Here is a 14,615-nt window from a genome sequence, read left to right as displayed (position 1 = left end):
GCCCGATCATATATTTGGGGTAATTAAGGCCCTGTTAAAAAATTCCTGCCACAATAATCTTTAGTCAAAAAATCAAAGCTCAATTATTAATTATGTTATTTTGTAAAAACAAATAAGGTATTATTTCCTTAGTCAATAAGCTTATCCAATTTTCATGTTAATATAAATAATGCTTACTTTGTAACGATGCAAAAACTCTACTTCTTTCAATCAATAAAATTATTTTTGTTAGCTGGGGTACTCCTCCTTTCGGTTCAGACTAGTAATGCACAAGCTGTTTATCTGCCACAATCCTACCTGCTTTATCAAAAATTCAATGGTGATATATATAGCACAAAAAGCTCTTTTCACACGTCCCTACGTCCTTTTTTGATTGATAGCCTCATCAACCGCACTTATGATTCTGTGATGAATATAGGTGTAAGCGATCAACGTAAAACATGGTTTAGCCGCAAATTGTTTAATGAGCATTTGTTCGACGTACAAACTAAAGATTATACTTTTTACGGGGATGTTATTGCAGATTTACAACTTGGAAGAGATTTTTCCGGTAAACGATCAACCTATTTAAATTCGCGGGGTTTTCAATTTGGAGGTACTGTAGGTACCAAATTCTCGTTTTACACCAGCGGCTTTGAAGACCAGGGCAAATTTCCGACTTATTATAACGATGTTGTAAATGCCAATGGTTTTATACCAGGTCAGGCTTATGCCCGTAATTATATCGGCCAGGCCCGTAACTCGCAGGATTGGTCGTACGTTACCGCCATAGCTTCTTACACGCCTATAAAGCAATTGAACATTACTTTGGGTCAGGATAAAATGTTTGTAGGCGATGGCTATAGGTCATTGTTATTATCAGATTATGCTGCAAATATGCCCTTGTTAAGACTTACCGCTAACCTTGGAAGTGTGCAGTATATGATGGCCTGGGCGTATCTGGAAGATTTGAAAGCACCTAAATTTGATGAATTGGGAAGTAACAGGCGTAAATGGGCCCTGTTTCATTATGTAGACTGGAATGTAAGTAACCGTGTATCATTGGGTTTCTTCAACGCGCTGATTACGCCTGAAGCGGATGATCAGGGAAACAGACGGGGTTTTGATGTAAACTTTATCAATCCATTAGTATTCTCCAGCGGCTTAGGATCGTCAGGGTCACCCAAGGATAATGTATTTATGGGTTTTACAGGTAAGTATAAGATATTTGACAAAACGGCCATTTATGGCCAATTACTGCTTGATAAGTTTAAATTCAACAATTTCTTTTCGGGCAATAACCTCGATAATACTAATGGTATACAATTGGGTATCCGCGGAGCCGATATTTTTAAGGTTAACCGGTTAAATTATCTTTTTGAGTTTAATACCGTAAAACCATATACTTATACCAATAGCAATACGCTTAATAATTATACTTTTTTTGGCGATCCGCTTGCCCATCCTTTTGGAGCCAATTTCAGAGAGTTTTTGGGTATCGTCAACTACTCTATCGGCCGGTTCGATTTCCAGGGTCAGCTTGATTATGGTAAATACGGACTTGATGCTAACGCCACAGACAACAACGGAAAGTTACTAACCAAGCCATATCCGGTTAACCCTAACCCAACTCCGGCTATTGGACAAGGTATCAGCACTCAACTTTATTATGGCGAAGGTACCGTATCGTTTCTGGTAAACCCTAAAACAAATCTGCGCATTGAAATAGGTGGTATATACAGGCAAGAAAAAAATGCCTTGAATGATAACAAAACTACCCTGGTTACCTTTGGGGTAAAAAGCGGCTTCCGGAATTTATACCACGACTTTTAGAGACAAGTATCAAGTAGTTAGTATCAAGACCATTGAAAATAACGTTTTTGAATCAAAGTCTTGGTACTTGATACTAACTACTTTATACCAACCAAATTTACAATTTCAGCGCGCTGATGATCTGCCTTACCAGTTCAGCCTCGGCAAATGGTTTGGTCACAAAACCCGAAAATCCTTTTTTAGATAGTTTCTCGGCATCCGATGGTTTTGAAGTACCGCTGATTGCTATAACCGGTACTTTATTTAAAGGAGCTTTTAATTGCCTGATAGCTGCAATAAGTTCGTGACCATCCATCATAGGCATCTGAATATCGGTTAATATAACGGTAATAGCTTCTTTGGCCAATGTATCCAGGGCGCTTTCTCCATTATTAGCCTGGTAAAATTTAATATTCCACTTACTGGTCATCATTTTCAGGAACATCAAACTTAGCTCATTGTCGTCTACAGCAAGGATACTGATTCCATTGAGTAACGATAGCGGATCATCTATTTTTTGCTTGTCAATGGCAACACTACCGGCTTCATAAGGTATATAAAAGCTAAATGTGCTCCCTTTGCCGGCAACACTTTTTACACTGATTTGCCCGTTTTGCAGTTGAACCAGTTGTTTACAGATATAAAGCCCAAGCCCTGTACCGGTTTGACCTTTTGCCGAGCTGGTTTGATAATATTTAGAGAAAAGATTGGCCTGCTGCTCCTGGCTGATACCTGCACCGGTATCGGTAATATCAACAACCAGTCTGCTTTCCTTATTGACCGATATCAGGGAAGCTTTTACTGTAACACCGCCTGTATTAGTATACTTAATAGCATTGCTTAGCAAATTAACCATCACCTGCTTAAGTCTGAAACTATCGCCTAAAACCAGGGCGTTCTTATCGCCTTCAAAATGATAATCCAGACTTAGCTTCTTTTTAGTGGCGCTGAACTCCATGCTTTCAATCACCTCTTTCAATACAAAATCGGTATTGAAAGGATCACGGTTGATCTTAAACTCGCTGTTCTCCATTTTAGCGGCATCAAGCGTATCATTCAATGTGCGCAACAGCATATCAGACGAAAGCCTGATGGAGCCCAGCATATCCGTTTGCCGGGGCGACAGATTGGTTTGGCTGAATATATACAGAAAGCCTTTTATAGCTGTGAGTGGATTTCGGATTTCATGGCTCATGTGTTGCAGCAGATCCATCTTTTGCTGGGCAATAGTAACCGATCGTTCATTTTCCTGTCGCAGCAAGGTTTCAGATACTCCCAATTTAAGTATAAATACAATGAGCAACGCGGCAAATATCAATACCAGGAAAAGGGCCGCCAGGTAAAAATTATTTATTAACCGGGTGGTTTCCTGGTAGCTTTTAAATGTCATCCCCTTAAACTCATTGGCGATGTTATAATTGATATCCTTTACACCATTTATAATGTTTTCCAGTTCGTTACGGATACGGATGTTAAGCGATATTAAATCTTTTTGTGTGGCCAGCAGTTTGATATTCCGTTCCTGCAGCTGTTTTAACTTTTGATTATAACTCTTTTTATCGCGGTAAGCAACCTTGCGGGTTGCTGAATCAACCAATAAATTTGTCCGGCTATGATTAACTACAATAATACTGGAAGAGGTATTGCTGTTTTTATTAACGATAGCATCTTTGATTCGCCCAAAAAGGCCTTTCTTTTTGCCAACAATATCTTTTTTTATAGTGTCGGTTTTGTTTTCAATACTTTTTTTCCTGGGGCCGTTATTGATACTGATACTGGCCGGTTCTTTACCGGTAGCTTCATTAAAATCGGCATAAACGGTAAGCAGGGAATCAAAATTATGCTTAAGGTCATATAACTTAACCGATAGTTCTAACTTTTTAGCGTGCCAGTACAACACTTTTTGATGTTGTTCTTCGCTTAAACCCGGCATATTAGCATGGTCTTTAAGCAGGGTATCAATCAGGTTAAATGCTTCTGATAGCTTGATTTTATAAGCCTTGCTCTTTTCGTCATCAGTGCTTAATAACGACTCCTGGAAATCATCCTCGGCCTCGTGTAATAATAGTAAGGCCTGCTGTGGTTTTGATTGATCGTATTCAACGTCATGAGCTAATTTGGAAAGATCCTGTAATTTATTGGAAATAGAATTACGTACAAAAAGCGCGATGATAGCCAGGATAATGATCAATGCCAAAAACGCCAGCATGATCTTCCTCGAGATTTTTTGAGTATATGTAGATTTCATTAAAGCTAAATGCTAAGCAACTATGATGCCGATATTTAATTGGCAAAATTAAAGGTAATAATAGCATTTATTAAAGCCTTGAGATGTATATTTTTAACCTAATGTAAGAATAAGTTTAAAATATAAATAATTAGATAAAAATACAGCTCATAAACGAAAATCAGAAAGGAGCATGATGAAGCCATGCATAACTCATACACATGGTAAAAAGGTAACGCTATAAAACCAGGTTAAACAGGAATATACCTGCTAACCTGGTTGTGTGCTTTGTAATATTATTTTCTTTCCAATATAATACGCCACACCGCAGCGCTTAATATGGCTCCTAGTATAGGTGCTACAATAAATAACCATAACTGGCTAATGGCGGCCCCACCTACCAGTAATGCCGGGCCAATACTCCGTGCCGGATTTACCGATACACCGGTAACCATGATACCAACTATATGGATAAGCACCAGGCTTAAACCTATTGACAGACCGGCGAAACCACCATGTATATTTTTGGTAGATGTTGAACCAAAAATTACCAGCAGAAAGATGAAGGTAAAAACAGTTTCGGCAATAAAACCAGATACTAAATTGTAATGACCGGGCGAAAAAGCATCATAACCGTTTTGCCCTAAACCATTAGCTGCTACACTATATCCATCTTTACCGGATGCAATGAGCAATAAGATGCCAGCACCGGCAATAGCGCCTAATACCTGCGCAATAATGTAAATAACCGCTTCATTTGCTTTCATTCGGCCGGCAACAACCATACCTATGGAAATGGCCGGATTAATATGGCAACCTGATATATGACCAATAGCATAAGCCATTGCCACAACCGATAAACCAAAAGCAAAAGAAATACCCAACAAACCAACACCAGTTGAGCCATTGGCACCGGCAATTACCGCGCTGCCACAGCCCATCAAAACCAATACGAGTGTACCGAAAAATTCGGCAGAAAATTTTGAAAAAGTGCTTGTTTCCATGTGAATTATAAATTAGGTTAAAGGATCAGGTATATAATAACTAAACTGCAACTTTGGTTCAATTATAATAACCTGTGCATAGTTATTATAAAGCTACGCATTGTTATATTGCAAATCCGCATCAAATAAAATAAGTTTTAAATCTAATGTTAAATAGTTTCGACAGATACCCACATCTTGTCGACAAAAGTTTAGAACCAGGAGATAGAGTTAAAACCACTTATCAATAAACTTTTTAAAGGGTTCACGGTATTGTTCGCTAACAGGTATCAATATTTTTCCAAACCGGATAGTGCTTCTGGTAACACTGTCAATTTTATCCAACGACACAATAAAAGAACGATGTACCCTCATAAATGCCCCGGTTTTTAATTTTTCTTCCAGGTTTTTCATGGTGGTTAATGATTTTATATAGCCATCGGCATTGGTTACATAAACCTTTACATAATCCTTAAATCCTTCAATATAAAGTATGTTTTTCAAATAAATCTTTACCAATTCATACTCAACCCGTAAAAAAATAAAATCGTGTTCTGTGTAATCTGCAGTGATCTGCAATTGCCTGTCGTTATCAATATCTGCTTTGGCCTTATAAACTGCCCTCACAAAAGCATCATATTCAATTGGTTTAAGCAGATAATCAAGCGCATTTACCTTATAAGCTTCTATGGCAAAATGCTCAAATCCAGTAGTGAAAATGATACGGGGCGCATCAATACCCATACGTTCATTGATAATACGGGCCAACTCAAGGCCATTGAACCCGGGCATATGAATATCCAGAAAAACAAGCTTTGGGATTTGGCTTTCTATAGCTAATAAAGCCTCGGCAGGATCGGTATAAAATGATAAGAGTTTTAAAAACGAGGTATTGTCAACAAGACTCCGAAGGTAGAAAAGCCCCCCTTCATCGTCATCAACAATTATACAATCAATCGACATAGGCTTCTGAATATGAGCTAATCAAGGCAAAATTCAGACCATAGGAAAGTCCTTTCATGCCACCTATACGTGAAGCCATACAACATACAGGAATAATCAAAAAGCGTGTACATTATTCCCCATTATGGTAAAAAATAATGCAACAAGAAACAATAGTATGCCGGTCAGGGTAAACTAAATTGCTGCACCTGCACTATTTTTTAACTCCTTATTTCACTTGGCAATATCCCGAAGTACTTTTTAAAGGCCTCTGACAGGTGCGACTGATGCTTAAAACCAACCTCATAAGTTACTTCCCTGATAGTCATTTTTTGATCAACAAGCAGGTGCCGGGCGCGTTCCATCTTCAGCCTGGTAACATAACCATAAATAGTAGTGCCGAAATAAGCTTTAAAACCACGTTTTAGTTTAAACTCATTTAGGGATACCATTCTTGATAAAACCGGCAGTACCGGAGGGTTTGCAAAATCCTGATCTAAAATATCACGGGCCTGCTCTATCTTTTCCTGCTCCAGATTGGTATACTTTCGTACTTCATCGTGCTGGTCATTCTGCAGCTGTTCCATCTGAAGCATCAGCAGCTCCAATATTTTTGATTCGGTGTGAAGACGTTTGAGTTCGCCGGCACGTTTACATTCTACAATATCGTTTATGGTTTGCTTCATCTCGTGCGACACTAACAAGTCCTGCGCCGATATGGAGGTATATTTTCCGTTCTTGATCTCCTGTACAAAATCGGCATGCAACAACGAATCCTGGTTAATAAGATGAAAATAATATTCTTTTGACAGCACTATCAGAAAATAGTTGTAAACCACATCAGGCTGCAGTTCATACCTGCCAGACAACGAGGGTATATAGCGAATATTATGCCTTGCCCCTCCCCGCATTTTTTTGGTGCGCTGCTTATCATCCATAGCTTGTTTTTGCTCATAAAATATAAACTGCGAGGTTACGGTTTCGCCTTCAATCTCAAACAGGATGCTGGCTGGCTCATTAAACTGCATATGCACGTTCATCAGGAACAAACCACCTGAACTAATCATATGATTTGAAAACTGGTTTACCGGTGGCCGTTTAATGGTCATACTTTTTTCGGCCAGCGGCGTTTGTACGTTATAGCTGTCGGGCAGTTCTTCTATAAACAACCAATCTTCAAAACCTTCTATTTTTGATTTGATGTGCATGTGATAATTTAACTTTATAGCCCGCACCCTATTGGATGCAGGCTATGTTTTCATAGATATATGTAGGTGTTGTGTTATTCCGTTACTTGTACCCCGTTGCCTTCCTGGCTTATATACAGTACTTCGGGGTTGTTTTTAAAATATAACCCCGCGTATTGAATATTTATCAATGGAAAATCGGCAGGGATGCGCAATCTGATCTCACTATCCGTTACACTTGTTATAGTAACATCCTTTGAGTTTCGCAGGTCGACATATACAGTCATCCTGTCTATATTATTTTTATAGTATTTCAGCGAGTTATCGGAACTTACTAAAATAAGTTCAGCACCACGCTTCACTGTTGTCATGTTTGGCGATATCAGTATCTTCAAAAATGGTGGAGCTATATGAAAATTATTTTTTATCAGCGGTTGTCCATCCGTAAGCAATTTTATTTTATAAATACCGGTATCAATGGTAGCGGGTAATAAAGCGTTGAGCCCCGATGCCGTAAAGTTTTCAAATGCTGAACCCTGTACCTTAATTTCTTTATTGTTCTTGTCAACCAGGTACAGTTTTGTACGGTTAGTGTCTGGTATCATAAATTCACCGGTAAGCTGTATATAATCGCCAATTTTAGCGTCGGTATTTGCTTCAAATTGCGGTGCTGGCGCATTGATATAGCGTTTAAGCACATATGTTTTAGTGCTGCCGTCCTGCGCTTTTACTTTAAAAGTGACCCCATCTTTAAACGCCACCCTGGCGCCCGAAGCAGGCTCAACTACCGACTTTTCTGATACCACTATAGCAGGGGTTATAAAGTCTGGAACGGTTTGAAAAGGGGGGTAATAAAGTATGATATTATTATTTTCAATACTTGCCTTCAACTCTGCGCCATTTGCGTCTTTGATCGTAAACCGCTCTATATCATTATACGGATATTTAACAGATTCTTTTTTGCAGGATGAAAATGCTAATACTGCGGCAATTGTAAGCACCAAAATATAAGCGTTGATAAAGCCTGCGCGGAATTTAAAGTAGATCATTAGTCAAATGTTAAATTTTATTAGGGCTAACCCTGTTTTGATAAAAGGGCAAGCCGTATTTGGCTTGCCCAGTGATTAAATTAAAGGTTGTTAATAACACCGGTTTTAATAGTGTAAACACCTCTGTTGCTGGTTGCAGATCCCTGACCAACAGCTCCTGTAATTTGCAGTGCATAGCTGTTACCTGTAGTTGGAGTGATCAGTAAATACACACCAGAAATTGGAGTTACACCTGCAGGAATAACATAATTGTACCAGCCATTTGGCGTAGCGGTAGTTGAAGTGTTACGACCAACACTGGCTACTGCCGCTGCTGCAAAATCACTGATCTTTAAAGAAGCGAATGTTTTGCTGGTATTATATAAAAATTTAAGGGTGTAACCGCTTGGTACTTGTATCACCGAATTGTTGGTGCCGGTAAATATGGCATTTACTCCAGGAAATGAAGCTGTAGTATCCTGTGCCCCATTAGCAAGGTTAACATATACCGAACCATAAACAGCCGGTCCGGATGCCGGGTTACCATATCTGCCGGTTACAGTATAAGTATTACTAACGGGTACTGCATTAACCGATAGTTTGGAATTGGCGGCAGCTTCTGAACTTGCAGGGGCCGCGCCTTTATCTTTTGAGCAAGAAACCGCCAATACTGCAATGGCAACTACTGCCAAACCTGATTTTAATCCGTTTAAGAAATTGATTTTCATGATAATGTAATTAAAGTGTGAATTGATTAATTGTATATATGTTAAATGCCTTCGTACGCCAGGCAGTATAACCTTGATTTATTTGGGGTGGACATTCAACATGCCGATCCTGTTAACAGTGTCCCATCCCTGAAACTCAAAACTGAAAGCGGCTGTATAGAAATAGTCGCCCACCGGGAAATTGTCTGGTATTTTAAGTATCATCGTTTGCGGTGTATAACTCACCACAGGGAGATCATAAGTATTGTTATTAACCGTTACTTTGACCGATTTTAGATTGATAAAAACAGATTGGTCGGCTAAAAATGTAATGTTTTCACCTTGCTTAGCTTCCTGATAGGTCATTACCACCGCCGGTTGTATATATTTTATATGCAAGGGCTTCTTTAAGGTGGCGGTATTCCCTAAAAAGTCCACTTTTACATTATAAGAACCTGTATCTGCATCGGCAGGAATCTGGGCATTAAGACTATAAAGATTACCTGAAGGCTGAATAACCGGGTTAAGCAGGGTGATCGCCTTGCCTGTTTTAGTGTGCGTAATAGTAGTTTTTACCCCACCACTGTTTGAGCTGTGAAAATCGCCCAAAATAATTGGCAGATACATAGCAGGACTGGTTTCTGTATACTGATCGTCGGCCCAGTTAATGGTTAGCGATGGGGGATTTTGCTGTACCACTTTAACTGTATAAGTAGTACTGGTTCCATCGGCTCCTTTTACAGTGTACTTTATATTAGTTGTACTGATTAAAAAGGGCCCAACTTTTTCTGTTATACTGGCACCATCAGAAACTGATATCTCCGGATCAATCACCGTTAGATTATAAAAATAGGGTATGTAAACCGTTATGGATTTATCTAACTGATCAACAGCCCCATAAATAACCGTATCTGGCAGGTTAACTACTTTATAAGTAATAATACTGCTTTTAGGCAAGGCGGGCAGTTCCTCCGTTTTTTTGCACGATACAAAAGCCGCCGCTAATACAATAAACGTAAGAAAATGTATAAATTTAAGTTTCATCTATCCTGGGCTTATTATTTGATTTCGAATTTCTTGCTGCCTTTGGGTACAATTACATACTCAAAAGTGAAATACATATGCGGGGTATCAATAAACCATTTGTCGGCTGTGAATGCATCTTTGTAGCAGCTGATCATTTTGATTTTGGCATAATTTCCCTTTGCTGTTCTAACTATCAGCGTTCGTGTGGCGGGTAAAGCGTAAACAACATGCTGTTTTGAAGCACTGCCGTCACCCATTTTGGTACCATTAAAATCATACAAGGCCCAGCCTGTACCCTGGCCAAAGTTTCCAGCCTCATCAAGCCCAAATGATTTTGTAGTAGTGAACTGATCATCGCTTGGCACATCGGTTACCTGTTCAAATGGCTGTTTTAAAATGAGTATCCCTCCCTCGGTTTTATGATCTGTTGCCCCATTGCTGCCTATAAAAATGTTATAGGTGCCTGTAAATACCATATCCCACGATGCGGTTTTTGCAAAATCGGCCGTTATCTGTGTTTTATTTTCCAGGCTGTAATATAAAGGCGGCAATGTAGCCGCGGGGTTATTGTCATCAGCCGGAGCGTAAAGATTTTCGACCCTGGTTAGTTTATAAAATGATACTGATCCCGGGGCTACAGGCGTTGGATCTGGCGCTGGCGTTGGTGCCGGATCGTTTTTTTTAGAACAAGCAGTAAACAAAACACCGGTAATGGCAAGCAGGCAAAGCCACTTTCTTAAATTATTCGTTGGTGATAACATGTGATTGATATATTATTTGATATATGGTAAAATGTGTTTAATCTTTGGTTGACAGGTTACGGCTTCCATCCTGCTGTACATAATACTTGAAGGTAAAATATGGTGCAGGCCAGTTCAGATCGGTTACAACGGCAGGCGCTCCTTTATACATGCTTACTATTTGCAGCTTGGCATATTTGCCATCAGCGGTACGCAAAACATAAGTGCGGTTTTTAACCGGTACAGCCAGGTGGGTTTTCAGATCGTAGAAATACCAACCGGTGGCATCGCCATTACCACTGTCCCAACCTGTCGCCGTGATGGATGATTTTGCAAATACGTCATCTGCAGGGGCTTCGGTAACCTGATCGTAGGCTTTATTCACCACAACCATGCTGCCTTTACCAGTTCCGCCAAAACCATAACTGGCATCATTTGTACCGTTATTAATGCCTATATAAGAATTATATTCACGAGCAAAAGAAATATCCCACAATGCTGTTTTCTTTTGACTGCTATCTACCTTGGCATTTGTACTAAAGCTGAAATAGAATGTTCTGAAACCGGTGCTGATGGTTTTGCCCACATCGCCCGGCAGATCGTTTACTACAGTGCTTTTTCCATCCTGAAGCTGTGGTTTTACTTGCTCTTTTGTACAGGAACTGATCAATAAAGTTGAAGCTATTGCGAAAAGGAGCGTTTTGAAGTAATTGTATTTTATCATTTGCATAAATCTTTGTTGTTAAAAAAATCGGTAGTTTAATCCGGCCAATATCATTCTGCCGGGCTGACCGGGCATTAGCATATCACGATAGTTGAGTATATTATCAGCTGTGAGCTGTACGGCCATGTGTTTATTGAGCAATGTTTTCTGAACCGAAGCATTGAACAGAAAAAAGCCGGCAACGTAAGTATCATAAGGATCCAGGAAACCATTCGGCCGGTTTGATTCCATAAAGCCATATTTACCACGATAGTTTATCCTGAACGTACCTGTAATACCCTTAGGCTCATATTCATAACTGAACCGGATATTGGCCATATGGCGCGAACGATTGGTTAACCCGAAATAATCAGAAACTTTAGAGCGACGATCTGTACCCAGGTTAGGGTCGTATACTTTGGCATAAATGCCTGTACCTGCTTTAATCGAATCAATTACCCCACGATCCTTAGCATAAAGCAATTGGTATCCGGCGGCAATGGTGAAGCCCTTGGCAGCTATCCAACTCAAACCAACATCCAAACCAGAGAGAAACGCCTTATCAATGTTGAAGTAAGAGAATACTTGCTGACCTCCTTTTTTGGATGCTACCTGATCGGTATTGATGAAATTATGAACGTTATTATAAAAACCGTTTACATCAATCTTAAATGAGGCGGCAGGTGTAAGTGTAAAGCCCGCGCTGTATGACACTGAACGCTCTGGTTTTAGGCTACTTACTTTGGAAGCATTTGGAAAAACGGCCGAAATTTCGCCGGCATCCTGCAGTTTTTTTAGCTCTGCCGCAAATTGTTCGGTGCCCAATACGGTATAACCGCCACCTGCAAAATTGGTAAACACTAAATATAACTGCCTGAAGTCCGGTGTTTTGAATCCTGTAGCTATGGCAGCTTTAAGCACCAATATTTTTACAGGTTGATAATTAATACCAAAGCTTGGTGTAATGCTGCTGCCGTAACGGCTATGGTGTTCTACACGAAAACCACCGATCATGCCTACCTTATCAGATACCTTCCAATCGCCCTGGCTGTAAAAGAAAGAGTTTTGCTGATGTTTGCCACCCAGGTAAGCATCGTTATCCATAGTTTCATACTGGGTACCAATACCGCTGGTAACTGTTAAGGAGTTAAACCACATTTTTGAGGCCTGTACCTCGCCACGGTGCAGATATTGTGTGAAATTGTTACCTGGTATGATCTGGTTGGAAGTAAGATCAGTAATGTTTTGACCAGTAGAATAACGGGTAAGGTAGTATTGCGATTTAATACGCAAACCACTGCTTAGGTTTGTATTCAGTACAACCGATCCATTTAGATCATTCTCGTCTAATATGTCTTTTGTAGGACTGCCTGTATACGATTTATCATTTACCGAATGACGCGATGCAAACCTACCGGTAAAATTGAGGGTGTTAACCGTACTCAGCATATACTTTGCTCGTCCTTGTAGGGTATAGCTGGTATATGGAGGTACGGTTTTGCCCTCTGATAGATAAGGATTGGCGTTAAAGCCATCGGTTCGGTAATAATTTCCGGCGATATATCCTGAACCTTTGCCGTTGGCAAAGGGACTTTCGCCTTCCAGGTTGGCATCAACTGTATTGAAAGTTCCATATCGCACGCCGGCCATGCCCTGGCTTTGCGATACGTGCTGGCGAGTTACAATATTAACTACACCAGCCATCGCATCGCTACCAAATAAACATGAAGAAGCTCCTTTGATGATCTCAATCCTTTCGATATTAGCCACAGTAATGCGCGACAAATCGAAATTGCCCGAGTTACGGCCCGTCATCGGCTGACCGTCAATCAGTATCATGGTATAACCGCTATCGAAACCCTGCATTTGTAAACCAATAGCCCTTGCCCCTGAACCGATGTCGTTCACAATGGCCAAACCGGTTTGTTCTTTCAGCACTTCGTCCAAACGCCTGCTGCCCATTTGCTCAATTTGTTTGCGTGTGATTACCATGGATGGCATCGGCGTACGCTGTAAATCGATGAGGTTATCAGGATTATATTTTTTGGTGTTGATGTTTACCTCATTCAGTATATTAACATCGGCTTCTATTCTGATGGGTAAAACCAGGTGTTCATTTGTCTTTAGCGTAGCTTTAATGATAGTAGACCGGTAACCGATAGCGTTTATCCTGATATGATAAGCACCAGGCAAAATATTGTTTATGGCGTATTGACCTTTATCGTTAGTGGCACTGCCCTGTCCTGTTTGTATAATAGTAATTGCTGCGCCTGCAACCGCATTACCCTTATCATCCGTAACCGTACCCTGTAATTGGGCGGTTAATGATTGGGCCTTTATATAGTTTAAATGCAGCAGCATGACAAATAGTGGTAAAAAGTATTTCATTAAGGAGTTTCTTATTTTTAACCAGTCTAAATAAGAACAAGACAAAAGTGCTTAGTTTATTTGATACTTTGTTACCGGAATCGGGATTATTTTTTACGACTTTGGGACTATTATTTCGGTAATTATCTTATCAGGCAGTCATATTGTTGATCGAAATAAGTAGCCTAATTCCACATAAAACCTATCATAGTAGTTAATAATCAGATATTTAAATAAATATCACTACCTTATAATCCAAGGTATTAACCTCAAATTGTAATGAGCCTGATTTCATAAATAAGCACCATCTTATTTGGAATAATTATAAATAAGAGGTTCATTTGTGTTATGAAAAACAACACGCCCCGCAGGAACATTTTTATCCTGATTTTAACTATACTATTATATAGCGGTCATTTAATGGCGCAAACCAGCTCCGGAGAATTTAAAATGGTAAATGATCTGGATGCAGTTAAGCAGAAAACCTATTTCAGCTTTGATAAAGGCCAACGGGTTGAAAACGCGGATACGACCGGTAAAGACTGGGATCTGGTTTTTGCCCGGACGGTGATCTTAGTAAACGGTGGTACAAGCGGCAAGGGAAATACAACTGCCCAGCTTATAAAAGACACCTCTTTTGATAAAATTCAAAAGGCGCCTGTAAACGGATATCTGGAAGATAGTCAGAAAACAAAAGCCATACCCTGGGGCAGCAATAATGGCTGGTACACTTATGATATGAGCAACCACAGTATCACTCCCATACCGGGCCGTATTATTATTGTACATACCAGCTCTGGCAAGTACGCTAAAGTGGAGATACTGAACTATTACAAGAATGGCGATGGCGATTCTGGCTATTATACATTCAAATACGCTTTTATTGAGCCGGGAAATTAATTGTAAAGCATAAA

At 39.8% G+C, this 14,615-nt stretch carries 12 protein-coding genes; 2 read left to right on the top strand and 10 right to left on the bottom strand.

Annotation, left to right across the window (positions count from 1 at the left end):
* Positions 1-186: 186 nt before the first annotated feature.
* Positions 187-1,812, top strand: coding sequence for a capsule assembly Wzi family protein (locus tag G7092_RS03080; RefSeq protein ID WP_166086075.1), 1,626 nt, complete (start codon positions 187-189; stop codon positions 1,810-1,812).
* A gap of 97 nt (positions 1,813-1,909) precedes the next feature.
* Here G7092_RS03080 and G7092_RS03075 read toward each other — a convergent pair whose 3' ends face one another.
* The 10 genes from G7092_RS03075 to G7092_RS03030 form a co-directional block, all read right to left on the bottom strand.
* Positions 1,910-4,039: a hybrid sensor histidine kinase/response regulator gene (locus G7092_RS03075; protein ID WP_166086073.1), complete on the bottom strand. Its 2,130-nt coding sequence runs from the start codon at positions 4,037-4,039 to the stop codon at positions 1,910-1,912.
* Between the two features lie 275 nt (positions 4,040-4,314).
* The gene (aqpZ, locus tag G7092_RS03070) at positions 4,315-5,022 is read right to left on the bottom strand and encodes an aquaporin Z (RefSeq protein WP_166086070.1); all 708 of its coding nucleotides are present in this window, start codon (positions 5,020-5,022) and stop codon (positions 4,315-4,317) included.
* Positions 5,023-5,232: 210 nt separating this feature from the next.
* Entirely contained in the window at positions 5,233-5,964 is a 732-nt protein-coding gene (locus G7092_RS03065; protein WP_166086068.1) for a LytR/AlgR family response regulator transcription factor, read from the bottom strand.
* A gap of 200 nt (positions 5,965-6,164) precedes the next feature.
* Positions 6,165-7,151 carry a helix-turn-helix transcriptional regulator gene (locus tag G7092_RS03060; RefSeq protein ID WP_166086065.1) on the bottom strand — a complete coding sequence of 329 codons (987 nt, stop codon included), beginning with the start codon at positions 7,149-7,151 and terminating at the stop codon, positions 6,165-6,167.
* Positions 7,152-7,225: 74 nt separating this feature from the next.
* A complete protein-coding gene (locus tag G7092_RS03055) occupies positions 7,226-8,179 on the bottom strand; it encodes an SGBP N-terminal domain-containing protein (protein ID WP_166086063.1) in 954 nt (317 codons plus the stop codon).
* 80 nt (positions 8,180-8,259) lie between these two features.
* Positions 8,260-8,886, bottom strand: coding sequence for a hypothetical protein (locus G7092_RS03050; RefSeq protein ID WP_166086061.1), 627 nt, complete (start codon positions 8,884-8,886; stop codon positions 8,260-8,262).
* Positions 8,887-8,964: 78 nt separating this feature from the next.
* Positions 8,965-9,909 carry an SGBP N-terminal domain-containing protein gene (locus G7092_RS03045; protein WP_166086059.1) on the bottom strand — a complete coding sequence of 315 codons (945 nt, stop codon included), beginning with the start codon at positions 9,907-9,909 and terminating at the stop codon, positions 8,965-8,967.
* A gap of 14 nt (positions 9,910-9,923) precedes the next feature.
* Positions 9,924-10,652: an HmuY family protein gene (locus tag G7092_RS03040; RefSeq protein ID WP_166086057.1), complete on the bottom strand. Its 729-nt coding sequence runs from the start codon at positions 10,650-10,652 to the stop codon at positions 9,924-9,926.
* A gap of 37 nt (positions 10,653-10,689) precedes the next feature.
* Positions 10,690-11,355 carry an HmuY family protein gene (locus G7092_RS03035; protein WP_166086054.1) on the bottom strand — a complete coding sequence of 222 codons (666 nt, stop codon included), beginning with the start codon at positions 11,353-11,355 and terminating at the stop codon, positions 10,690-10,692.
* An 18-nt stretch (positions 11,356-11,373) separates the two neighbouring features.
* On the bottom strand, positions 11,374-13,722 hold the full coding sequence (locus tag G7092_RS03030) for a TonB-dependent receptor (RefSeq protein WP_166086053.1): 2,349 nt from the start codon (positions 13,720-13,722) through the stop codon (positions 11,374-11,376).
* A 327-nt stretch (positions 13,723-14,049) separates the two neighbouring features.
* Between G7092_RS03030 and G7092_RS03025 the strand changes: the two genes are divergently transcribed.
* Positions 14,050-14,601, top strand: a complete 552-nt coding sequence (locus G7092_RS03025) for an HmuY family protein (RefSeq protein WP_166086051.1) — start codon at positions 14,050-14,052, stop codon at positions 14,599-14,601.
* Positions 14,602-14,615 lie beyond the last annotated feature (14 nt).

It is taken from the genome of Mucilaginibacter inviolabilis, from assembly GCF_011089895.1.
In the GTDB taxonomy this organism is placed as follows: Bacteria; Bacteroidota; Bacteroidia; order Sphingobacteriales; family Sphingobacteriaceae; genus Mucilaginibacter; species Mucilaginibacter inviolabilis.
The sequence above is the reverse complement of the archived record's forward strand: the minus strand, read 5'-3'. Positions and strand labels throughout refer to the sequence as shown.